The 22433-nt window shown below is 67.8% G+C and carries 17 protein-coding genes; 5 read left to right on the forward strand and 12 right to left on the reverse strand.

All coding sequences use genetic code 11. The annotated features are described in order from the left end of the window. Window positions 1-55 precede the first annotated feature (55 nt). From PO78_RS11595 to PO78_RS11625, 8 genes are all read right to left on the reverse strand, one after another. Window positions 56-1387, reverse strand: coding sequence for an ABC transporter substrate-binding protein (locus PO78_RS11595; protein ID WP_043743868.1), 1332 nt, complete (start codon window positions 1385-1387; stop codon window positions 56-58). Window positions 1388-1438: 51 nt separating this feature from the next. Further along, window positions 1439-2515 (reverse strand): branched-chain amino acid ABC transporter permease, encoded by a 1077-nt coding sequence (locus PO78_RS11600; protein ID WP_004298380.1) that lies wholly within the window; start codon window positions 2513-2515, stop codon window positions 1439-1441. Window positions 2516-2530: 15 nt separating this feature from the next. After that, the gene (locus PO78_RS11605; RefSeq protein WP_004298379.1) at window positions 2531-3460 is read right to left on the reverse strand and encodes a branched-chain amino acid ABC transporter permease; all 930 of its coding nucleotides are present in this window, start codon (window positions 3458-3460) and stop codon (window positions 2531-2533) included. A 12-nt stretch (window positions 3461-3472) separates the two neighbouring features. Then, on the reverse strand, window positions 3473-4297 hold the full coding sequence (locus PO78_RS11610; protein ID WP_012585924.1) for an ABC transporter ATP-binding protein: 825 nt from the start codon (window positions 4295-4297) through the stop codon (window positions 3473-3475). 11 nt (window positions 4298-4308) lie between these two features. Further along, a complete protein-coding gene (locus PO78_RS11615) occupies window positions 4309-6294 on the reverse strand; it encodes an AMP-dependent synthetase/ligase (RefSeq protein WP_012585925.1) in 1986 nt (661 codons plus the stop codon). A gap of 192 nt (window positions 6295-6486) precedes the next feature. Next, window positions 6487-6630, reverse strand: a complete 144-nt coding sequence (locus PO78_RS22880) for a hypothetical protein (RefSeq protein ID WP_156147806.1) — start codon at window positions 6628-6630, stop codon at window positions 6487-6489. Next, window positions 6620-7009: a hypothetical protein gene (locus tag PO78_RS11620; RefSeq protein WP_231570696.1), complete on the reverse strand. Its 390-nt coding sequence runs from the start codon at window positions 7007-7009 to the stop codon at window positions 6620-6622. Before PO78_RS11620 ends, PO78_RS22880 begins: the two co-directional genes overlap by 11 nt. 43 nt (window positions 7010-7052) lie before the next feature. Beyond that, entirely contained in the window at window positions 7053-8318 is a 1266-nt protein-coding gene (locus PO78_RS11625; protein ID WP_231570698.1) for a signal protein, read from the reverse strand. A gap of 197 nt (window positions 8319-8515) precedes the next feature. On the opposite strand from PO78_RS11625, the gene PO78_RS11630 reads away from it, so the two are divergent. After that, entirely contained in the window at window positions 8516-9595 is a 1080-nt protein-coding gene (locus PO78_RS11630) for a hypothetical protein (RefSeq protein WP_043743872.1), read from the forward strand. Window positions 9596-9598: 3 nt separating this feature from the next. Continuing rightward, window positions 9599-10723, forward strand: a complete 1125-nt coding sequence (locus tag PO78_RS11635) for a peptidoglycan -binding protein (protein WP_043743875.1) — start codon at window positions 9599-9601, stop codon at window positions 10721-10723. A 22-nt stretch (window positions 10724-10745) separates the two neighbouring features. Here the strand turns inward: PO78_RS11635 and PO78_RS11640 are convergent, their stop codons facing one another. Together PO78_RS11640 and icmF are read right to left on the reverse strand one after the other, a co-directional pair. Beyond that, window positions 10746-11156: a DUF2721 domain-containing protein gene (locus PO78_RS11640; protein WP_004298372.1), complete on the reverse strand. Its 411-nt coding sequence runs from the start codon at window positions 11154-11156 to the stop codon at window positions 10746-10748. Window positions 11157-11313: 157 nt separating this feature from the next. Further along, window positions 11314-14580, reverse strand: a complete 3267-nt coding sequence (gene icmF / locus PO78_RS11645) for a fused isobutyryl-CoA mutase/GTPase IcmF (protein ID WP_043743878.1) — start codon at window positions 14578-14580, stop codon at window positions 11314-11316. A 390-nt stretch (window positions 14581-14970) separates the two neighbouring features. Here icmF and PO78_RS11650 point away from each other — a divergent pair, with 390 nt between their 5' ends. Then, on the forward strand, window positions 14971-16050 hold the full coding sequence (locus PO78_RS11650) for an AraC family transcriptional regulator (protein WP_004298370.1): 1080 nt from the start codon (window positions 14971-14973) through the stop codon (window positions 16048-16050). Here the strand turns inward: PO78_RS11650 and PO78_RS11655 are convergent. Both PO78_RS11655 and PO78_RS11660 read right to left on the reverse strand, forming a co-directional pair. Continuing rightward, complete coding sequence (locus PO78_RS11655) at window positions 16021-18999, reverse strand: NB-ARC domain-containing protein (protein WP_043743881.1); 2979 nt, start codon at window positions 18997-18999, stop codon at window positions 16021-16023. The genes PO78_RS11650 and PO78_RS11655 overlap by 30 nt on opposite strands. Then, the gene (locus tag PO78_RS11660; protein WP_004298368.1) at window positions 19000-19329 is read right to left on the reverse strand and encodes an antibiotic biosynthesis monooxygenase family protein; all 330 of its coding nucleotides are present in this window, start codon (window positions 19327-19329) and stop codon (window positions 19000-19002) included. A 228-nt stretch (window positions 19330-19557) separates the two neighbouring features. On the opposite strand from PO78_RS11660, the gene PO78_RS11665 reads away from it, so the two are divergent. Together PO78_RS11665 and PO78_RS11670 are read left to right on the forward strand one after the other, a co-directional pair. Beyond that, entirely contained in the window at window positions 19558-21702 is a 2145-nt protein-coding gene (locus tag PO78_RS11665) for a PAS-domain containing protein (RefSeq protein ID WP_012585929.1), read from the forward strand. Then, a complete protein-coding gene (locus tag PO78_RS11670) occupies window positions 21699-22427 on the forward strand; it encodes a response regulator transcription factor (RefSeq protein ID WP_043743884.1) in 729 nt (242 codons plus the stop codon). The genes PO78_RS11665 and PO78_RS11670 overlap by 4 nt, the downstream gene beginning before the upstream one ends. The last annotated feature ends 6 nt before the right edge of the window (window positions 22428-22433 follow it).

Raw genomic sequence — 22433 nt, forward strand, 5'->3', positions numbered from 1 at the left:
AGGAAAAGGCCTCCGCACCGCGCGGCGCGGAGGCACGTTTCAACTCAGTTTCAATTTACTGCGCGCACTGCTCCGCGGTACGGCGCTGCAGATTCTTCTCGGCGGCGTACTTCGAGGCCGCCTCGAGCACCATCGGCCGCAGCACCTTGTCGTCGGCCTGATACCAGTCGGAGCTGAACGCCCACTTGCTGCCATCCCACGTATGCACGCGCACCCACGACGAGCCCATGTGGTCGGTGCACGAGGTCTGCACCGGGCGCATCACGCCGGCAAAACCCATCGCATCGAGCTTGCCCTGGTCGAGGTTGAGGTTCTCCAGGCCCCAGCGCACCTGCTCGCCGGTCATGACCTTGCCCTTGCCGTAGCGCTCCTGCGCCTGCCGCACCCCTTCGACACCCAGCATCGCCGAGATCAGGCCGCGCATGTACAGCACCGAGCCCACCTCCTCCTTCGGGCCGGTGCCCTGGCCCTTGTCATGCACCATCGCCAGCATGTCCTTGACGACCTTGCTGTTGGGCTCCGCGCCGTGCTGAAGCGTCAGGGCGCTGTAGCCCTTGGCACCCGCGCCGACGTCCTTGACGTCCGGCTCGGCGCCCGCCCACCAGATGCCGAGCATCTTCTCGCGCGGGTAGCCCGTGGCCTGGGCCTCCTTGATCGCGGTCGAGTTCATCACGCCCCAGCCCCACAGCAGCACATGGTCGGGACGATCGCGGCGGATCTGCAGCCAGGTCGCCTTCTGCTCCACGCCGGGGTGGGCTACCGGCAGCAGCTGCAGCTCGAAGCCATGCATCTTCGCGCGCTCCTGCAGCAGCGGGATCGGCTCCTTGCCGAAGGGGCTGTCGTGATAGACCAGCGCGATCTTCTTGCCCTTGAGCTTGTCCAGCCCGCCCTCCTGCTTGCCGATATGCTGGATCGCGACGTCGGCGCCCACCCAGTACGAGCCCAGCAGCGGGAAGTTCCAGGTGAACACCGAGCCGTCCTGCGACTCGCTGCGGCCGTAGCCGGCGGTGATCAGCGGGATCTTGTCCACGGTGGCCTTGTCGGTGAGCGCAAAGGTCACGCCGGTCGACAGGCTCTGGAACAGAGTGGCGTTCTTGCCCTTCAAGCGCTCGTAGCACTCCACCCCGCGGTCGGTGGCGTAGCCGAACTCGCACTCCTCGTAGGTCAGCTTGACGCCGTTGATGCCGCCCTGGGCATTGATCAGCTTGAGGTAATCGACATAGCCGTTCGCCCATGGGTTGCCGTTGGCGGCATAGGCGCCGGTCCGATACACCAGCACCGGGAAGAACTGATCCTGCGCCTGAGCTTGCGCGGCGGTGGAGAACACGGCGGACGACAGGCCCACCGAGGCGATGGCGGCCGCGAGGGCCAGGTTGCGGAATTTCATGAGTCTCCTCCTTTTATAGGCTTCTTGGGCACTGCGGGAAATGGCGCTGCATCAGTGCGGGAACGGCCACAGGCGCAGCTTCTGCTTCGCGATCGACCACAGTCGGGCGAGGCCATGCGGCTCGACGATCAGGAAGAAGATGATCAGCGAACCGAAGATGATGAGTTCGGCATGCGAGATGCCGGCGGTCGACACGGTGACACCGACCAGGCTTCCGAGCAGGGGCAGGAACTGGTTGAGGAAGATCGGCAGGATCACGATGAAGGCGGCGCCGAAGAAGCTGCCCATGATCGAGCCCATGCCGCCGATGATCACCATGAACAGCAGCTGGAAGGAGCGATCGACCGAGAACGCCGCCGGCTCCCACGACCCCAGGTGCACGAAGCCCCACAGCGCGCCGGCCACGCCGACGAAGAAGGAGCTCACCGCGAACGCCGACAGCTTGGCGAACATCGGGCGGATGCCGATCACCTCGGCCGCCACGTCCATGTCGCGGATCGCCATCCACTGGCGGCCGATCGCGGCGCGGGTGAGGTTCTTGGCGATGAACGCGAACGCGATCACGAAGGCGAGGCAGAACAGATACTTCTCGGTCGGCGAGTCGATCACCCAGCCCAGCATCTCCAGCTTGGCGACCGACACCGAGCCGGACGACGAATGGTTGGTGAACCAGCCGATGCGCAGGAAGGCCCAGTCGCACAGAAACTGCGCCGCCAGCGTCGCCACCGCGAGGTAGAGGCCGCGCACGCGCAGGCTGGGAATGCCGAACAGGATGCCGAAGGCTGCAGCCGACACGCCGCCCAGCAGCATCGCCAGCACCAGCGGCATGCCGTCGATGCGCACCATGAAGTTGTACGCCGCATATGCCCCGATCGCCATGAAGGCCCCCGCCCCCAGGGTGATCTGGCCACAATAGCCCACCAGCAGATTGACCCCGAGCGCGGCGAGCGACAGCACCAGGAAGGGGATCAGGATGGCGCGGAACATGTACTCGTCGGCCAGCATCGGCACGGCGAGTGCGGCAAAGGCGATCAGCCCCCAGACGAACCACTTGTCCTGGGCGATGGTGAAGATCTGTTGGTCGGCCGCGTAGCTCGTCTTGAACTGGCCGTTTTCGCGATAGAACACTGTGTTGTCTCCCGGTCAGACGCGGTTGATGATCTTTTCGCCGAACAGGCCCTGCGGCCGGAACAGCAGCACGATCAACGCCATCACGTAGGCGAACCAGATCTCGATGCCGCCGCCGACGTAGGGTCCGAGATAGACCTCGGAGAGCTTCTCGCCGACGCCGATGATGAGCCCGCCGACGATCGCGCCCGGCACCGAGGTCAGGCCGCCGAGGATCACCACCGGCAGCGCGCGCAGCGCCACGGTGACGAGCGAGAACTGCACGCCCATCTTCGAGCCCCAGATGATGCCGGCCACCAGGGCCACCAGGCCGGCCACGCACCACACGATCACCCAGGTCTTGTTGAGCGGGATGCCCACCGATTGCGCGGCCTGGTGGTCGTCGGCCACCGCGCGCAGCGCGCGGCCGATCGCGGTCTTCTGGAAGAACACCGTGAGCCCGGCGACCAGCACGGCAGCGAGCGCCGCTGCGATGAAGTCTTCCTTGTTGATCAGCACGCCGCCCTCGAAGAGGCCTTCGAACATGATCACCGGATCCTTGGGCATGCCGACGTCGATCGAGTAGATCTCGCTGCCGAAGAAGGTCTGGCCGAGGCCCTCGAGCACGTAGGCGATGCCCAGCGTGACCATCAGCAGCGTGGCGCCCTCCTGGTTCACCAGCTTGCGCAGCACGAAGCGCTCCACCGCCCAGGCCACCACAAACATCACCGCGCCGGCGCCGACGATGCCGATCACGTTGGCGAGGAAGAGGCTGTCGCCGCCGAGCGCGGCGTTGCTCCACTCGGAGAAGCGCGCCATCGCCAGCGCGGCGACCAGCACCATCGCGCCCTGGGCGAAGTTGAACACGCCCGAGGCCTTGAAGATGAGCACGAAGCCCAGGGCCACCAGCGAATACAGCATGCCGGTCATCAGCCCGCCCAACATCGTTTCAATGAAAAATGCCATGACTCGCTCCGCTCAATGCCCGCTGCCGAGATAGGCGTTGATGACATCCTGGTTGTTGCGCACCTCGTCGGGTGTGCCGTCGCCGATCTTCTTGCCGTAATCGAGCACCACGACGCGGTCGGAGATGTCCATCACCACGCCCATGTCGTGCTCGATGAGCACGATCGTGGTGCCGAACTGGTCGCTGATGTCGAGGATGAAGCGGCACATGTCCTGCTTTTCCTCGACGTTCATGCCCGCCATCGGCTCGTCGAGGAGCAGGATCTGCGGCTCCATCGCCAGCGCGCGGCCGAGGTCGACGCGCTTCTGCAGGCCGTAGGGCAGCGCGCCCACCGGGGTCTTGCGGATGTGCTGGATCTCGAGGAAGTCGACGATCTCCTCGACCTTCTCGCGGTGTGCGATCTCCTCGCGCAGCGCCGGGCCGAGCCACAGCGCCTGCTGGAAGAGGTTGCACTTCATCTTGAGATTGCGCCCGGTCATGATGTTGTCGAGCACGCTCATGCCCTTGAACAGCGCGATGTTCTGGAAGGTGCGCGCGATGCCCTGCTGGGCCGCCATGTGCGGCTCCATCTTCTGGCGCTGCTGCCCGCGGAACATGATCCTGCCTTCCTGCGGGTGATACACGCCGTTGATCACGTTGAGCATCGAGCTCTTGCCCGCGCCGTTGGGGCCGATGATGGCGCGCACCTCATGCTCGCGGATGTTGAAGCTGATGTCGGTCAGCGCCTTTACACCGCCGAAGCGCAGCGAGATGTTCTGCAGGTCGAGGATGACCTCGCCCTGGCGACGGCCCGAAGGCGTGGTGGTGGCAGCGGAATTCATGTCGGTCATGTCCATTCTTCGTCCCCTCAGGCCGCGCGCTTGCCGGCCTGCGGCGCGAAGGTCTTCACCTCCTCGATGCGCAGGTCGGCCGAGACCTTGCCGGTGCGGCCGTCCTCGTACTTGACCTGGGTCTCGATGAACTGGGTCTTGCGGCCTTCGAACATAGCCTCGATCAGCACGCCGTACTTCTCGGCGATGAAATTGCGCCGTACCTTGCGCGTGCGCGTGAGCTCGCCGTCGTCGGCGTCGAGCTCCTTGTGCAGGATCAGGAAGCGCTTGATCTGCGAGCCGCTCATGTTGGGGTCGGCGGCGAGGTCGGCGTTGACCTTCTCGACGCAGTCGCGGATCAGCTCGTACACCGCAGCCTGCTGGGCGAGGTCGGTGTAGCCGGAGTAGGCCATGCCCTTCTTCTCGGCCCAGTTGCCCACCGCCTCGAGGTCGATGTTGATGAAGGCGGTAGCGAATTCCTTGCCGGCACCGAAGGTCACCGCCTCCTTGATGTGCTGGAAGAACTTGAGCTTGTTCTCGATGTAGTTGGGCGCGAACATCGTGCCGTCGGCCATCTTGCCGACGTCCTTGGCACGGTCGATGATCTTCAGGTGGCCGTCGGCGTCGAAGAAGCCGGCGTCGCCGGTCATGAAGTAGCCATCGGCGTTGATCGACTCGGCGGTCGCGTCGGGGCGCTTGTAGTAGGCCTTGAGCAGCATCGGCCCCTTGACCAGGATCTCGCCGTTGTCGGCGAGCTTGACCTCGACGAAGGGTGCCGGCTTGCCGACCGAATCCAGCTTGATCTCGCCGTCGGGCTGCAGGCACACGTAGGCGCAGGTCTCGGTCTGGCCGTAGAGCTGCTTGAGGTTGATGCCGATCGAGCGGTAGAAGCGGAACAGGTCGGGCCCGATCGCCGCGCCGGCCGTATAGGCCACGCGGATACGGCTCATGCCGAGCACGTTCTTCAGCGGCCCATACACCAGCAGGTTGCCCAGCCAGTACTGGAAGCGATCGCCACCCGACACCGGCTTGCCATCCAGGATGTCGGCGCCGCAGCGCCGCGCCACGTCCATGAAGTGATGGAAGATCTTGCGCTTGAGGCTGCCGGCGTCTTCCATGCGGATCATCACCTGGGTCAGCAGGTTCTCGAACACGCGCGGCGGGGCGAAGTAATAGGTGGGTCCGATCTCGCGCAGATCGTTCATCACCGTCTCGCCCGACTCCGGGCAGTTGATCGTGAAGCCCGCCACCGTGGCCTGCGCGAACGAGAACAGGTGGTCGCCCACCCAGGCCATCGGCAGGTAGGACAGGATGTCCTCCTTGTCGGTGAGCTTGTCGAACTGGATCGCGCCGCGCGCCGCGGCGATGAACGCGCCGTGGGTCTGGCACACGCCCTTGGGCTTGCCGGTGGTGCCCGAGGTGTACAGCATGATCGAGATGTCGTCGGAGGCGCCCTTGTCGATCTCGCCGTCGAGGAAGTCAGGCTGGTTGCGGTCGTGGATGCGCCCCATCTCCTGCAGCTCGTCCAGGCCCATCAGCAGGGTCTGGGTGTAATGGCGCATGCCACGGGGGTCGTCGTAGATCACATGCGCGAGCAGCGGCGCATCGGGCTGGATCTCGACCATCTTGTCCACCTGCTCCTGGTCCTCGACTACGGCGAACTTGATCTCGGCGTCCTGCAGCACGTAGGCCATCTCCTGGGCCACCGCGTCCTGGTACATCATCACCGGGATGCCGCCCAGGCACTGGCAGGCCGCCACCGACCAGTACAGCCGCGGGCGGTTGTCGCCCACCACCGCGAGGCGGTCGCCGCGCTTGAAGCCGAGCTGCGCCAGCCCGCAGGCGATCGCGCGCACGTTCTCGGCCACTTGCGCCCAGGTATAGGTCTGCCAGATGCCGTATTCCTTCTCGCGCATCGCCGGCTGCTGGGGGCGCGCCTTGGCGTGGTGCATCAGCCAGCGCGGAAAGGTGTCCGGCCCTGCTCCGCCCTGTCCGGGCTCGGACGCGCTCGTGCGTGTGTCCATGCCACACTCCTCCTTTGGTCTTGTCCTGTCTGTCTCCGCACCCGGGCCCCTGGTGCTTTTTGTCAGGGCCCGGGCGGGACGCGCGAACGCGTCCGTTCCAGTTCAGGCTGGAGTGTGGCAAGCCACTTTTGCGCAACTGTTTGTGGAATGTACTGAATTGTTGCAGGCCGCCTGCGTACCCGCGGCCGGCCCTCAGACCGGGAACGCGAAGCCGTACTGCGACTTGCCGGCCTGTCGGCCGATCCCGCGCGTGACGCCACGCCCGACCCGCTTGGCGCTACCGATCGCGGCGATGCCGCCCCCCACCAGCCGGCCGACGGCGGGCTCAGGGACCAAGGCGCAGCACCACCCGCGCGCGGGGATCGTCGGGGACGAGATCGACGAACGCGATCGCATCCGGATCCTGGGCGACCCGCGAAATCGCGGCCGCGCTGTCGGCGACCCGCAGCGGCGGTTGTGTCCGCCCGGAGAACTGCAATCGCGCCCAGTACGCGTTGATCTCGGCGATGTCGCGCCCGAGCAGGCGGCGATAGAAGCTTGCGCGCAACGGTTCCACTTCGACCACGTTGGCGCGCGCCCCCGAAGGCAGCATTTTCACGCGCCCGAGGAAGAGATGGCTGGCCTGCTCGCGACTCAGGGCGGAGATGCCGCTGTCGCGATTGACGATGAGGACGAGTTCCTCGGCCGCCACGTCGTGCGTCGGGAGCAGCAGCACGAGGAGCGCAGCGACGAGCGTATGGATTCGCATGGCCGGACGCTCAGAAGACGAAATCCAGCGTTGCGGAAAACACCGTCGGCGAGCGCGGGCCGGTGACGAAACCACGATCGTCGAGCAGCGCGGAGGAACGCTTCGCGTCGATGCGATCGAACTGCAGCTTCAAGGCCATGTTGTCGGCGAAGTCATAGCGCACGCCCACGCCGATGGTGGTCTGGTCGTGGCGGGTGTAGCCGTGGACGGTCTGCCAGAAACCGCGCAGCTGGCCCGCGGGGTCCAACGCCGGCGGCACGTCGAGGGCCCGATCGACAGGATCGAGGATGCTGCGCGAGCCGGTAAGGTAAGGCTTCCAGCGCCCGACCCGATAGGCGGCGGTCGCCCCCGTCCCCCAACCTTCGAAGCGCGGGTACACGGACATCGACATGTCGGTGGCCATGAGCTGCAGCGAGAACGGTCCGCGCTCCCAGCCGAGCGCCGCCCCCAGGTAACCGATCCGGTTGGACCCCGCGATCTCGGATGCGCGGGCCACGGCCTGCCCTGCGAATTCCGTCCCCGGGGCCAGGCTCGCGAGGTGACGCAGCGTGAACGGCAGCTCCCGATAGATGGCGTTGCGCGTGGACACCATGTTGCCCCAGGACAGTTTCAGGCTCAGTTCCGGCCCGATCCAGTCCAGGGTGACGCCGAAGCTGCGGCCGATCGGCACCGGATGCTCCATCCGGTTCAGGAACACGCTGCCGCGCGTACGCCCGCCGAACAGCTTGAAGCGCAGCAGGCCGTCGCCGAGCGCGTGCTGGAGGGTCGCATCCAGGCCGTCGAAGTTGTCATAGGTCAGACGGCCGTACACGTCGGCATACGGCCTCACCGTCGTGTAGGCGTAGCCGACGTGGCGCGAGTCGCCGTCGAGGTAGATATCGGTGACCAGGCGACCGGCGCGCAGTTCGAGCCAATCGCTGGGCACGTGCTTGACGAAGCCCCATACCAGGTGCGGTCCCCACTCGCCGTGGCGCCCCTGGTTCATGACCGCCTGCGCCATGACCGACCACTGCGGCGTCAACGCACCGTGCACCTGCAGGCCGAGCGAGCTGTCGACACCGAAGTCGAGTTCGTTCGCACGCGTGCCACGATGCTGGTCCACGCTGCGGCGGAACTGCGTATCGTCCTCGTCGTGCCAGGCGGCGCCGAGCGTGCCGAAGCCGCTCGCGCTCCAGCGCGGGGCGTCGGCCTGCACAGGCCGTCCTGCCGCCAGCGCGGCGGCGCTCGTCGCGCACAAGCTCATCGCCGCGATCGCGGCGATGCAAACGGGTCTCACGGTCGACACCGGGCAACACCTCTCCCGATCGCGGATCGGGTCCGAGTGAGCAAAAGGCTCGAAGATAGCGAGCCCACCACCCCTCATCCCATGACATAGATCACGACTCCGCCATTTAACGCGGTTCGCGCTAGACTCGCAGTCGCCACGCGACCCCGAATGGGCACTCGTCACCCAAAGCTCCGGAAAAACACCCGATGGAACGCAAGGATTTCACCAGACCCGTCCATGTCACGACCTGGATGGCCGTGTTTCTCGCCCTCGTCGCCGCGCTCGCCGCCGCCCTGGTCCCGCAACTCAAGCACGCCTTCATCGCCAACGCCGCATTCAACGGCGTGATCCTCTTCGTCCTCGCGGTCGGCATCGCAGTCAATCTGCGCCAGGTGTGGCGGCTGCAGCGCGAGGTGCTGTGGATCGAGGAATTCCAGCACAGCGCCGGCGGCGGCTCGGCCACCGGCCTGCAGCCGGTGCTGCTCGCCCCGATGGCACGTGTGCTCTCCAACCGCCGTCGCGGCCAGGCCCACCTGTCGCCGGCCTCCACCCGCTCCATCCTCGACGGCGTGCAGATCCGCCTCGAGGAGCAGCGCGACCTCTCGCGCTACCTGATCGGCCTGCTGATCTTCCTCGGCCTGCTCGGCACCTTCTGGGGCCTGCTCGCCACCATCCGGTCCATCGGCGAGATCATCGGCAGCCTGAGCGTCGGCAGCGATCCCGTCGCCATGTTCGAGGCGCTCAAGGCCAAGCTCGACGCGCCGCTCGGCGGCATGGCGACGAGCTTCTCGACCTCGCTCTTCGGCCTCGCCGGCTCGCTCGTGGTCGGCTTCCTCGACCTGCAATCCGGCCATGCACAGAACCGCTTCTACAACGAGCTCGAGGACTGGCTCTCGCACATGACCAAGCTGCCCTCCGGCGTCGGCGCCGAGGGCGAGGGCAACGTGCCCGCCTACGTCCAGGCCCTGCTCGAGCAGACCGCCGAAAGCATCGAGCGCATGCAGCGCTCGGCCGCGGAATCCGAGCGCGAGCGCCGCGCCACCGCCGAGCACCTCGGCGAGCTCAACACCCAGCTCACCCGCCTGGCCGATCTCATCGGGCGCGAATCGCGCGACCTGTCCACGCTGTCCACCACCCAGGACGAGCTGCGCGGGCTGCTGCGCCAGCTCGCCCAGCAGCCCGCCCAGGGCGTGCAATTCACCGAAGACCTGCGCGCCGAGTTGCGCCTGCTGTCGCGCACGATCGGCGCCGCGCTCGGTGGTGCCGGCGCCGGCAAGGCGGACTGAGCCATGGCCCGACTCGCGCGCCGCCGGCCGCTGGATTTCTGGCCCGGCTTCGTCGACGCCCTCGCCTCGCTGCTGATGGTGATGGTGTTCGTGATCCTGATCTTCGTCATCGGCCAGTTCGTGCTCGCCGACGCGGTGAGCGGCCGCGACCGCGCGCTCGCCCAGCTCGAGGCCGACCTCGCCACCCTCGCCAGGACACTGAGCCTGGAACAGAGCGCGCGCCAACGAGCGGAGGCCGAGGTCGGCGAGCTCTCGGCCTCGCTGAGCGCCGCCCGGCGCGAGAGCGAAGCGCGCGGCAACGAGCTGCTCGCCGCGCGCGACGAGCTCCACGCCGCCCAGGACGAGGCGCGCAGCCGCCGCGAGGAGGCCACCCGCATCGTTGCCGACATCGAGGCCCTGCAGCGCCTGAAGACCGAGCTCGAGGCCGAGGCCGCCCGCCTGGCGAGCGCACTCGACACCTCGGAGCGCGGCCTGAAGGAACACAAGGAGATGTCCGCCGCCGCGATCGCCCAGGTCGAGTTGCTCAATCGCCAGCTCGCCGCGGTGCGCGAGCAACTCGAGCAGCTCAATGCGGCACTCGACGCCGCCAAGCTCGCGGCCAAGGACAAGGATCTGAAGCTCGAGGAGCTCGGCCGCGAGCTCAACCTGGCGCTTGCCGGCCGCGTCAAGGAACTCGCACGTTACCGCTCCGAGTTCTTCGGCCGCCTGCAGGAGGTGCTCGGCAAGCGCAAGGACGTGCAGATCGTCGGCGACCGCTTCGTCTTCTCCAGCGAGGTGCTGTTCGCCTCCGCCTCGGACGAGGTCAGCGCCGACGGCATGGTCCAGCTCACCCGCCTGGCCGAGACGCTGAAGACGCTGTCCGCCGACATGCCCAAGGACCTGCCCTGGGTCCTGCAGGTGGACGGCCACACCGACCGCCGCCCGATCGCCACCGCCCGCTTCCCGTCGAACTGGGAGCTATCGACCGCCCGCGCCCTCGCCATCGTCAAGTTCCTGCGCGGCCAGGGCATCCCGCCCGAGCGCCTGGCCGCGACCGGCTACGGCGAGTTCCACCCGCTCGATGCGCGCAGCACCGAGGAAGCCTACACGCGCAACCGCCGCATCGAGCTCAAGCTGACAAGCCGGTGAGGCGACGCAAAGGGGCACGACGTCAGGAGCAAGGCGTCCCCCCTTCCCGCTTCGCCTGCTCCAGGTCGCGGACGACCAGCGATAGCGCCTCGGTCGACAACAACACCTCGACCAGCGAAAGCACCAACGACACCGCGAGCGTCACGATGCTGGTGCCGAACATCCATTTGCCGGCCACCTCGGCCTCGAGGAAGAGCGCGAGCATGGACAGCGCGCAGAGCAGGAAGCTCAGCACGCCAAAGCCTTGCATGTACTGGGTGAGGGTGATCCGGCGCTTGAGCCCGGGGAGCTGGCACTGCACCAGCGCGGCGCCGCGATCGGGCGAGGCGTTGAGCTGGCGGATCACCTGGGCAAGCGTGAGGAAGCGGTTGGTGTAGGCGAGCAGCAGCAGCGAGATCGCCGGGAAGAGCAAGGCGGGGGTGGTGAGGTTCATGGCTGCGGGCGCGTTCGGGGATGGCCGCCATTGTCACACACCGCACGATCGCGACTTGCGTCGCTCCCACATATCGCGACTCGCGTCGCTCCTTCCGCCACCTCCCGAAGCGCGGTGGTTTTCCGTAGGAGCGACGCGAGTCGCGATTGCAGCGTGATTACATGCTGCGGCGGTACTGCCCGCCCACCTTGTACAGCGCCTCGGTGATCTGCCCCAGCGAGCAGTAGCGCACCGCATCGACCAGCACCTCGAACACGTTGGTGTTGTCGATGACGGCCTGCTGCAGCTTGGCCTGCCACTTGGGCGCCTGGTCCTTGTTGCGGGCGTGGAAGTCGGCAAGGCGCTTCAACTGGCCCTGCTTCTCCTCCTCGGTCGAACGGGCGAGCTCGATCTCCTGCTGCGCCTGGCCCTTCGGATTGAGGAAGGTGTTCACGCCGATGATCGGGTAGGAGCCGTCGTGCTTCTTGTGCTCGTAGTAGAGCGACTCCTCCTGGATCTTGCCGCGCTGGTAGCCGGTTTCCATGGCACCGAGCACGCCGCCACGCGACGCGATGGCCTCGAACTCCTTCAACACGGCTTCCTCGACGAGGTCGGTGAGCTCCTCGATGATGAAGGCGCCCTGGTTGGGGTTCTCGTTCTTGGCCAGGCCCCACTCGCGGTTGATGATGAGCTGGATCGCCATCGCACGCCGCACGGACTCCTCGGTCGGCGTGGTGATCGCTTCGTCGTAGGCGTTGGTATGCAGCGAGTTGCAGTTGTCGTAGATCGCGATCAGCGCCTGCAGCGTGGTGCGGATGTCGTTGAAGTCCATCTCCTGCGCGTGCAGCGAGCGGCCGGAGGTCTGCACGTGGTACTTCAGCTTCTGGCTGCGCTCGTTGGCGCCGTACTTGTTCTTCATCGCCACCGCCCAGATGCGACGGGCGACGCGGCCGATAACCGAGTACTCGGGGTCCATGCCGTTGCTGAAGAAGAAGGACAGGTTGGGCGCGAAGTCGTCGATGTGCATGCCGCGCGCGAGGTAGGACTCCACGTAGGTGAAGCCGTTCGACAGCGTGAAGGCGAGCTGGCTGATCGGGTTGGCGCCGGCTTCGGCGATGTGATAGCCGGAAATCGACACCGAATAGAAGTTCTTCACGTCGTGATGGACGAAGTACTCCTGGATGTCGCCCATCATCTTGAGCGCGAACTCGGTGCTGAAGATGCAGGTGTTCTGGCCCTGGTCTTCCTTCAGGATGTCGGCCTGCACGGTGCCGCGCACGGTCGACAGCGTCCATTCCTTGATCTTCTGCAGCTCGTCCTCGGTGGGATCACGGCCGTTGTCGGCCTTGAACTTGGCCACCTGCTGGTCGAGCGCGGTGTTGAAGAAGAAGGCGAGGATGATCGGCGCCGGGCCGTTGATGGTCATCGACACCGAGGTGGTCGGGCAGCACAGGTCGAAGCCGTCGTAGAGCACCTTCATGTCGTCGAGCGTGGCGATCGACACGCCGGAGTTGCCGATCTTGCCGTAGATGTCGGGACGCAGGTCGGGGTCGCAGCCGTACAGGGTGACCGAGTCGAAGGCGGTGGACAGGCGGTGCGCCGGCATGCCCTCGGACACCTTCTTGAAGCGGCGGTTGGTACGGAAGGCGTCGCCCTCGCCCGCGAACATGCGGGTGGGGTCCTCGCCCTCGCGCTTGAACGCGAATACGCCGGCGGTGTAGGGGAAGGAGCCGGGAACGTTCTCCTTCATCAGGAACTTGAGCGTCTCGCCCGCGTCCTCGAAGTTGGGCAGCGCCACCTTGCGGATCTTGCTGCCCGACAGCGAGGTGCTGGTGAGCTGGGTGCGGATCTCCTTGTCGCGGATCTTCACCACGTACTCGTCGGCGGCGTAGAGCTCGCGCGTCTTCGGCCACATGTCGAGCAGCTTCTTCGCGGCCGGGGTGAGCTCGCCGTCCTTCCAGTCGATGAGTTCCGCGAACGAGCCCGCGTCCTTGCCGCACTGCTCGAAGAGGCCCTTGGCGATCTTCAGCGACTGGCGCTCGCGCGCGACGCGAGCCTGCTGCTCGATGTGCTTGTGGTAGCCGCGCACGGTGTCGGCGATCTCGGCGAGGTAGCGCGTGCGGTCGGCGGGGACGATGGCGCGACCTTCGGACGAGGCGCGCACCTTGACCACCGGCAGCTTGCTCTTGGCGACCTTGAGGCCCTTGCCGACGAGCGCCGGCAGCACGGCCTGGTAGAGCGCGGTGACGCCGTCGTCGTTGAAGCGCGCGGCCATGGTGCCGAACACCGGCATCTCTTCGGGGCGCTGGTTGAACAGCTCGCGGTTGCGCTGGTACTGCTTGGCAACGTCGCGCAGCGCGTCCAGCGCGCCCTTGCGGTCGAACTTGTTGATGGCGACGAAGTCGGCGAAGTCGAGCATGTCGATCTTCTCGAGCTGGCTGGCGGCACCGAACTCCGGGGTCATGACGTACAGCGACAGATCGACGAAGGGCACGATCGCGGCGTTGCCCTGGCCGATGCCGGAGGTCTCGACGATGACGAGGTCGAAGCCCGCGAGCTTGCACGCGGCGATGACTTCGGGCAGCGCGGCGGAGACTTCCGAGCCGGTGTCGCGGGTGGCGAGCGAGCGCATGTAGATGTTGGCGTGCTCGATCGCGTTCATGCGGATGCGGTCGCCGAGCAGCGCGCCGCCGGTGCGCTTGCGCGAGGGGTCGATGGAGACGATGGCGAGCTTGAGCTTGTCGTCCTGGTCGAGGCGGAAGCGGCGCACCAGCTCGTCGGTCAGCGAGGACTTGCCAGCGCCGCCGGTGCCGGTGATGCCGAGCGTCGGCACCTTGGTCTTGGCCGCGGCCTCGATCAGCGCCTTCTTGACCTCGTCGCCGTAGCCGCCGTTCTCCAGCGCGGTGATGATCTGCGCGAGCGCGCGGCGATCGCCGGCGGCGAGCGCCTTGAGCACCGCGTCGGCCTTCTGCGGCGCGGCCTTGGCGACGTCGACGTCGCAGCGCTCGACGACGCTGTTGATCATGCCCTGAAGGCCCATCTTGGCGCCGTCTTCGGGCGAGAAGATGTGGGTGACGCCGTACTCGTGGAGTTCCTTGATCTCGGCCGGCACGATCACGCCGCCACCGCCGCCGAAGACCTTGATGTTCTCGCCGCCGTTGGCGCGCAGCAGGTCGATCATGTACTTGAAGAACTCGACGTGACCACCCTGGTAGGAGGTGATCGCGATGCCCTGCACGTCCTCCTGCAGCGCCGCATTGACGATCTCGCCGACCGAGCGGTTGTGACCGAGGTGGATGACCTCGGAGCCGGTCGACTGCAGGATGCGGCGCATGATGTTGATGGACGCGTCATGGCCGTCGAACAGCGCGGCAGCGGTGACGAAACGCACCTTGTTCTTCGGCTTGTAGGGCGACAGCTTGTGCGCAACGCTCAGATCGGTCATGTCGTTCGTCTCCAGGTGGGTGTGAACATCCCTGCAATATTAGAAGGGTCTTCACGCCTTTGCCATTGCGCTTGCCGACGAGGATCGTGCAAAATCCGCCAAATCGAGCAACCGATGGCGCGCTCGGCGGCTTGCCGGTTGCCGCTTTCCCGTGGGAGCGACGCAAGTCGCGATTGCAGCGCTACCGCGGACGATGACGACGGCAGGCACCGGATGCGGAAATCGCAACGTGTGCCGCGCCTGCACAGCGCAGCGTCGCGAAGCCTCTGCGCAGCGCCGGCTCGATCCCTCCACCCAAGCCAGGAGCCCGCCCTGTCGACTCCCAGCCTTTCCGCTTCAGCGATCCCCCGCCGTAGCCGCGCCACGGTCGCGCCCGGCTTCGTCACCGGCATGCTGGCCGGGCTGCAGCGGCGCGGACTCGATGGGGCGCCGCTGCTCGCACGCGCCGGGATCGACCTTGCAGAAACCGACACGCGCATCCCGGTCGAGCGCTACGCCCTGCTCTACAACCTGTGCGTGGAGGCACTTGAAGACGAGGCCTTCGGCCTGCTCCCGGAGCCGATGCGCCCGGGCAGCTTCGAGTTCCTCTGCCGCGCACTGCTCGGCGCGCCCACGCTGGGCGAGGCCCTGCTGCGCGCGATCCGCTTCCTGCGCATCGTGTTGCCCGCCTTCCGCATTGAGCTGCGGGTGGACGGCGCGCGCGCCGAGTTGCTGCTGGACGACGGCGGCAGCCTCGGCCCCGGGCTCGACGCCCCGGCGCGCGTGTTCGCCTACGAATGGCTGCTGCGCCTGCTGCACGGCGTGGCGAGCTGGTTCGTCGGCCGCGGCCTGGCGCTCGACGCGGTCGCCTTCCCTTACGCACGCCCGGCCCATGCGGACGACTACGCGCTCGTCTACACCGAGCATTCGAGCTTCGACGCGCCGCAGCTGGCCGCCCGCCTGCAGGCCAACCTGCTGGCGCTGCCGCTGCGCCGCGACGAGGCGGCGCTGGTCGGCTTCCTCGAGGGCGCACCGGGAAAGATCACCACCCTCTACCGGCGCGACCGCGAGATGGTCTTCCGCGTGCGCGACATCCTGCGCGACGCGCTGCCGCAGAACCTTTCGCTCGAAGAGGTCGCCGAGCGCCTGCACGTGTCGCCGCGCACCCTGCACCGGCGGCTGGAGGATGAGGGCTCGGGATTCCGCAACATCAAGGAGGCCACCCGCCGCGACATCGCCTATGCGCGCCTGGCCAAGACCCGCCAGCCCATCGCCCGCATCGCGGCCGAGCTCGGCTACGCCGACCCGTCCACCTTCTACCGCGCCTTCGTCGCCTGGAGCGGCATGTCGCCGGAGCAGTTCCGGCACCGGCTGGCGGGCAACGACGGTCTTCCCGCGGCGTCTGCCGGTCCGGACAGGCGCCCTGCCCCAACCCCCCGTGTCACCGCCGGACGGCAGCGATCACGCGAATTCGGTCCGACCGAGGCATAGCTGGAGTCGCCCCTTGCGGGCGTCGATGCGATACAGGGGCGCATGCCCAGCAAGCGCTGTGCCGTCCGCTCCCACTCCGCCCGCCAGGGTCCTGACCACCTCCGCCATGAACTCGTCGAGCGGGCCCAGCTCGTGCACGAACGAGGGCACCACCGCGAGCACGGCGCGACTGTAGGATGCCGCCTGGTCGATGAAGTCGAACGCGTCCACCGCCGGGGCGGGCGGGAACAGCGCAGCGGCCAGGCGCCCCGGGTCGCCGGCATCCAGCGCTGCATTCAGTTCGTCGCGTTCGTCGCCGATGCCGCAATGCGTCCGCCAAGGCCGCCAGAAGGCGTGGAGTGCAAGCGCCAGCGCGCGGCCGCGCGGGTCACCCGATCCGCAGCGCGCGATCGATGCGGCGACACGACCGACGATCTCGCCATAGAAGTCCATCGTGTAGGTGTCCACCGGCTCGGGGATCGCCTGGAAGACGTAGGCGTAGAGCGTGGCCCGACCATGGGCACGGGCAGCCGCGTCGACCTCGTCGGCAGCCAGCGCGAGATCGCCGAGCAGGCGATAGTCGTTGGCGATGAGTTCGGAGTCGCGCCCCGCGAGCGGCGCCCGCTCGCCAAACTCGCCGGCGCCCTCGGCCAGGGAACGCAGGGCATGCGGGCGGGCATCGGCGAACTCGCCGCGCTCGAGCAGGTATTGGGCCACATAGAACTCGATCCAGGCCGCGACCCAGGACACGCCGTCGTCGAGAAACAGCGAGCGCGCCGCCTCGTAGAAGCGCAAGGCCTCGTCGCGCTCGTCACGCCCATAAGCCCGTGCTTCGGCAAGGAAGAAATCGGTGAAGGCACGCACCCGTCGAGCATCCTCGCCGGTGATGTGGCGGCCATCGCCATCGAGGCCGAGCGCCTTGCGTATCCCGAGCAGCGCGCTCTCGGCGCGCACCCAGTCGCCGCCGGCACGCTTGTCGGGGCCCGCCGGGTAGGCATCCTGGAACGCGGCCACCTGATCGATCAAGGCACGCGCCCGCGCGTCTAGTTCGCGCTGCCTCCACTCTACGACCAGCCGCTCGCAGAACGGGAAGCGCTGGTAGTAGCCCCACCACCAGAACGCATCGAAGAACACGCGCAGGAAAGCCAGCACGCCCGCCACCGAGTCGCCGCTGTGGGCGGTGTGGTACAGGCAGGCGTCCTTGGTCTCCTGCCACTCCGCCCATTCGTGGCGATACCAGCTCAGATAGGCATCCGGATCGCTCTCGATCGAGCCCCGCAGCTTCTCGGCATAGAAGGCGAGCGCCTTGCGATGCAGCGCCTGCGAGCGCTGCAGGGGCAAGCGGGTGCGCGCGTACTCGGCGATGATGCGGTGCATCGTGAACACGTCCTTGCCCACCTGCTCGATCAGCCCGATGTCGCCGATGTCCTCCAGTGTCTGTTCGTCGGCCTCCCCCACGGCGAGCGCGATGTCGCGGCCGAAGGCGTTCGGCTTGGGACGGAAGATGGACAGCGCGGTCGCCGCGTCGCGGGCCGCGTCGCTGCGCAGCGCGCCGAAGGACAGTTCGATCACCTCCCCCAGCGTGCGCTGGTCTTCAGGACGCAGCAGCCCGAGCCGGCGGCCCGCCTGCGCCACCTCGTCGTAGGCGCGGCGCAGGCGTGCGGGATCGGCATGCGCTTCGCTCGCCGCCCGGCGCAAGACCTTGCCCACCAGCACGATTGCCAGCGGCAGGCCCTGCAGGGTTCCGAGCAGGGCCTTGGCGGCCATCGGATCCGCCTCGACGGCGCCCGGGGCGACCTCGCACAGGAGGCCGAAGGCCTGCGGCGGGTCCAGCTCCGGGACCAGCTCGCCGGCGCCGAGCTCCTTCGCCACCGTCTTCGAGCGCGTGGTGGACAGGAAGACACAGCGCGGACCCAGCTCCATGAAGCGTCTTGCATCCTCGGTGCGCCACACGTCGTCGAGCACCACGAGCATGCAGCGGTCGCCGATGGCGTCCTGCAGCGCACGCAGCCAAAGCTCCTTGTCGTCGAAACTGTTCATGCGCTCGGCCGGGATGCCGAGCGCTTCGCCCCATGCACGCAGCTCCGCGCTGTCGACGTGTTGCCGGCCGAGATTGGCCCACAAGACGCCGTCGAAATGCCCGAGGATCTTGTCGCGCTCGCGCAGCAGTTCCTGCGCGACCGTGGTCTTGCCGACGCCGGGCAGGAACAGCAGGCTGGTGTCGACGCCGTCCCGCAGCTTGCGCCACACACGGTCGACGAGCTCCGCGCGCCCCACCACGTGGTAATCGCGCACGGGCTCGCGCACCAACCAGGGCTTCGCCCCTGCGCCCGCCCCGCCCGCGGGCGCACGCGGACTCGCGCCCCGCAGGGCATCGATGCGCCGCGTGATGAAGGCCTCGAGGTGCTCTCCGAGCGCCTTCCCGAAGCTGGTCGGCGTATCGAAGGTGTTCACGCCGCCCTTGAGCGAACCATCGGGATTCTGGAATGCCCGCACGAAGTAAGCTTCCACCGCCCTGTACTGCGCGAGCTTTTCGTCGACGCGTTGGGCCTTGAGGTCATCACCCGAGATCTCGAGCGGACGGGTGCATCGGTAGACCCACACATCGCGGCCGCGATCCCTTGCATCCTCGAGTTCCCAGACGGTTCCCGACTCGAAGGCACTGCCGTCGTCACGGCGGAACGAGTTCGGCAGGCGCGTGCCGATGCGGGACCACAGGATGACCACCGTGAGCTCGCAATCCCGCGGCCGGCCCAGGTAGTCGATGACCGAATCCTCCGGCGTCGCCGACGCCGCCATCGGCACCTGGGCAAGGTCGTCGTCCCATTCGACGGTGTCGAGCGTCACCTTTCCGCGCGCGAACCAGCGCCGCTGCATGCCGTTGATGACCTCGAGCGCCAGCTTGCGCTCGGCCGCGACATCACCTGGCGAGGCGACGAAGACGCGCAGATTCTCGGGCGGCGCCGGCATTCACAAAGCCCCTTCGACCCGCCCGCCGTCCAGCGTGAAGGCGTACTCGCGCACGGTCGTGCACACCTGTACCCGGTAATCGCTGAAGTACCGACTGCGGCCCCGCGCCTGGATCTCCCGGTGCTCGGGGTGGTCGCGCCATGCGGCGAGGGTCTCCAGCGAGTCGAACTCGACGATGGAAACGAACTCGCCATCGTCCGCCGCGAAATCCTTGTACGAGACGTAGCCCGGCATGGATGCGGCCACCTGGAACATGCGGGCGCCCACACCTTCGAGTTCCGCCTCGTCGACGCCCGCGCGCAGGCGCGTGCGGAATACGATCACGACCATGACGTCCTCCCGCGCTTCCGGTTCGCATCCGCGCCCCGCCCGCCGGCGAATCGGATGCATTCCCATGATAGTCAAGCTTTCGCGCCCGCGCCGAGGAGAGGCCGCCCGACACAAGGTCGCGGAGCCTTGTCGCCCACCGCGGTGAACGCCACAGGCATCGCGACGCGAGATGTGCAAACATCGCGCTCATGATCCTCGAAACTCGCCACACCGGAGACTGCCGCGAGCATGGCAAGATCGCCCTCCCCTCAGGCTGAACCCGCCGCCTTCACTCCGGAGCAGCTCCGGCGGCACGACCTGCTGCTGGCCGGACTCGATCTGCTCGACCAGGCCATCGCGGTGTTCGACACCACGCCCAAGCTCGTCACCTGGAACAAGGCCCTGGTGCGCCTGCTCGATTTCCCTGAGGCGCTGGTGCGCGTCGGCACCCCGTTCGAGGCCTTCGTGCGCTTCAACGCCGAACGCGGCGAATACGGCGAAGGCGACATCGAAACCCTGGTCGCGAAGCGCATGGCGGCGGCACGGGCCTTCCTGCCGCACTACGTCGAACGCGCACGGCCCAACGGCACGGTGCTGGCGGTACGCGGGGTGCCGATTCCCAACCTCGGTTTCGTGTCGCTATGGACCGACATCACCGAGCAGCGTCGCTACGAGGCGCTGATCCAGCAGCAGAACGCGCAGCTCGAAGCGCGCGTGCGCGAGCGCACGGCGGAGCTGGAGCAGGCCAACAGCGAGATCGACCAGATCGCCGGCGCGCTGCGTCGCAGCGAACACCGCCTGCAACTGATCATCGACTCCATCCCCGCGCTGATCGCGTATGTGGACGGCGGCGAGATCTACCGCTTCGCCAACCGCGGCTACGCCGAATGGTTCGGCTATCCGAAGGACGAGATCGTCGGCCGCAGCATTCGCGAGGTGGTCGGCGAGGACGCCTACGCCCAGATCCGCTCGCAGGTCGAGCGCGCGCGCACCGGCGAGCGTGTGTGCTACGAATACAGTCGCGTCGGGACCGACGGTCGCACGCTGCATGCACGCAGCGTGGTGGTGCCCGAGATCGGCACCGACGGGCGCACGGTGGTGGGCTTCTTCGTCATGACCACCGACATCACGGAACAGAAGGCCAACCAGGCCGCGCTGGTGCAGGCGCAGAAGATGGAGGCGGTGGGCCAGCTCACCGGCGGGCTGGCGCACGACTTCAACAACCTGCTCACCATCATCATCGGCAACCTCTCCGCACTGCAGCAGCGCATCGGCGCCGGGCCGGGGGCGGAGTTCGTCGATCCCTCGCTGCAGGCGGCACGGCGCGGCGCCGAGCTGATCCGCCGCCTGCTCACCTTCTCGCGCCGGCAGTCGCTCGCCCCCACCGCGGTCGAGGTCGGCGCGCTCGTGCACAACATGACGCACCTGCTCGCGCGCACCCTGGGCGAGACCATCCGCATCCATCTGCGCCTGCCCGGCGAGCCGGTGCACGCGCTGGTCGACCCGCACCAGCTCGAAAACGCGATCCTCAACCTCGCGATCAACGCACGCGACGCCATGCCCGTGGGCGGCGAGCTGACCATCGGCGTGAGTCGCCGCCAGCTCGACGAGGCCCTCGCAGGGGTGGTCGAGGTGGCGGCCGGCGACTACGTGCAGATCGACGTCGGCGATACCGGCAAGGGCATCGAGCCGGCCGTGCTGCAGCGCGTGTTCGAGCCCTTCTTCACCACCAAGGACTTCGGCAGCGGCAGCGGGCTGGGCCTGTCGATGGTGTATGGCTTCGTACGCCAGTCGGGCGGCAACATCCGCATCCTCAGCACGCCGGGGCGCGGCACGCACGTGCGCTTCGTGCTGCCCACGGCGGCGGCGGCCGTGACTGCCCCCGAGCGCGCAGCGCCCGCGACGGCCCGCGCGCGCGCGCTCGACGGCCCGGTGCTGCTGGTGGAGGACGAGCCCGAGGTGCGCAAGGTGGTGCGCATGCAGCTCACCAGCCTGGGCCACGTCGTGATCGAGGCCGCCGACGGCGTCGAGGCGCTCGGGCTGCTGCAGAACGTCGACGACATCGCGCTGCTGGTGAGCGACACGGTGATGCCGGGCGGCATCGGCGGCCGCGAGCTCGCCCGCCGCGCGCGCACGCTGCGCCCGCAGCTGCCGATCCTGCTGGTGACCGGCTACGCCAGCGAGGCGACGCCGACCGACGAGCTCCCCGCCGACGTGCCGACGCTGCGCAAGCCCTTCGATCAGGCCGCGCTGGCGGGCGCGCTGGCGGCCCTGCTCGGGCCCGAACCGGGGGCGGCGGCAGGGGTCGAAGACGCGTCGCCGACTGCGCCGGCCGCCGACGGAGAAGCACGATCCCGCATCATGAACACCACCACGGAGCCTCGCCCCCAATGACCCAGAGCCCGATCGACCCCTCCCAGGCCCGGATCTTCGTGCTCGAGGACGACCCCGAGGTCGCCCGCCTGATCTGCATGAGCCTGGCCGAATACGGCTTCCGCTGCGAACAGATGCGCGCCGGCCGTCAGCTGCTCGAGCGCGCGCGCCAGCTCGCCCCCGACCTCTGCATCGTGGACCTCGGCCTGCCCGACATGGACGGCATGCAGGTGGTGCGCGAGCTACAGGACGGCAGCCCGTGCGCAGTGCTGATCCTGACCGGCCGCAACGACGTGACCGACCGCGTGCTCGGTCTCGAGCTCGGCGCCGACGACTACATCGTCAAGCCCTTCGAGCCGCGCGAGCTGGTCGCCCGCGTACGCTCCATCCTGCGCCGCTACCAGCGCTCCGCCAGCGCCGACAGCGCCGGCGAACGCAGCACGGCGCGCTTCGCCGGCTGGACCTTCGACGCCAACCGCCACGCCCTCCTCGCCCCCGACGGCCGCGAGGTCCCGCTTTCCGCAGCCGAGGCCGGCCTCCTCGCCACCCTGCTGCGTCGCCCCAACAAGATCCTGTCGCGCGAACAGCTCCTCGGCGAACGCGACGTCGATCCCTTCGACCGCAGCATCGACGTCCGCATCTCGCGCCTGCGCCGCAAGCTCGACGACGACCCGCAGAACCCCCGCCTGATCAAGACGGTGTATGGCGCGGGGTATCTGTTTGCGGTGCAGGTGGAGTGGGTGTGAGAGGCC

Source organism: Thauera sp. SWB20 (assembly GCF_000831325.1).
GTDB classification, from domain to species: domain Bacteria; phylum Pseudomonadota; class Gammaproteobacteria; order Burkholderiales; family Rhodocyclaceae; genus Thauera; species Thauera aminoaromatica.

What these genes read in the sequence shown, in the direction of transcription:
- PO78_RS11595 (WP_043743868.1), bottom strand. Translation starts at nt 1,387, where the DNA reads ATGAAATTCCGCAACCTGGCCCTCGCGGCCGCCATCGCCTCGGTGGGC.
- PO78_RS11605 (WP_004298379.1), bottom strand. Translation starts at nt 3,460, where the DNA reads ATGGCATTTTTCATTGAAACGATGTTGGGCGGGCTGATGACCGGCATG.
- PO78_RS11610 (WP_012585924.1), bottom strand. Translation starts at nt 4,297, where the DNA reads ATGGACATGACCGACATGAATTCCGCTGCCACCACCACGCCTTCGGGC.
- PO78_RS11615 (WP_012585925.1), bottom strand. Translation starts at nt 6,294, where the DNA reads ATGGACACACGCACGAGCGCGTCCGAGCCCGGACAGGGCGGAGCAGGG.
- PO78_RS11630 (WP_043743872.1), top strand. Translation starts at nt 8,516, where the DNA reads ATGGAACGCAAGGATTTCACCAGACCCGTCCATGTCACGACCTGGATG.
- PO78_RS11635 (WP_043743875.1), top strand. Translation starts at nt 9,599, where the DNA reads ATGGCCCGACTCGCGCGCCGCCGGCCGCTGGATTTCTGGCCCGGCTTC.
- PO78_RS11640 (WP_004298372.1), bottom strand. Translation starts at nt 11,156, where the DNA reads ATGAACCTCACCACCCCCGCCTTGCTCTTCCCGGCGATCTCGCTGCTG.
- icmF (WP_043743878.1), bottom strand. Translation starts at nt 14,580, where the DNA reads ATGACCGATCTGAGCGTTGCGCACAAGCTGTCGCCCTACAAGCCGAAG.
- PO78_RS11650 (WP_004298370.1), top strand. Translation starts at nt 14,971, where the DNA reads ATGCTGGCCGGGCTGCAGCGGCGCGGACTCGATGGGGCGCCGCTGCTC.
- PO78_RS11655 (WP_043743881.1), bottom strand. Translation starts at nt 18,999, where the DNA reads ATGCCGGCGCCGCCCGAGAATCTGCGCGTCTTCGTCGCCTCGCCAGGT.
- PO78_RS11660 (WP_004298368.1), bottom strand. Translation starts at nt 19,329, where the DNA reads ATGGTCGTGATCGTATTCCGCACGCGCCTGCGCGCGGGCGTCGACGAG.
- PO78_RS11665 (WP_012585929.1), top strand. Translation starts at nt 19,558, where the DNA reads ATGGCAAGATCGCCCTCCCCTCAGGCTGAACCCGCCGCCTTCACTCCG.
- PO78_RS11670 (WP_043743884.1), top strand. Translation starts at nt 21,699, where the DNA reads ATGACCCAGAGCCCGATCGACCCCTCCCAGGCCCGGATCTTCGTGCTC.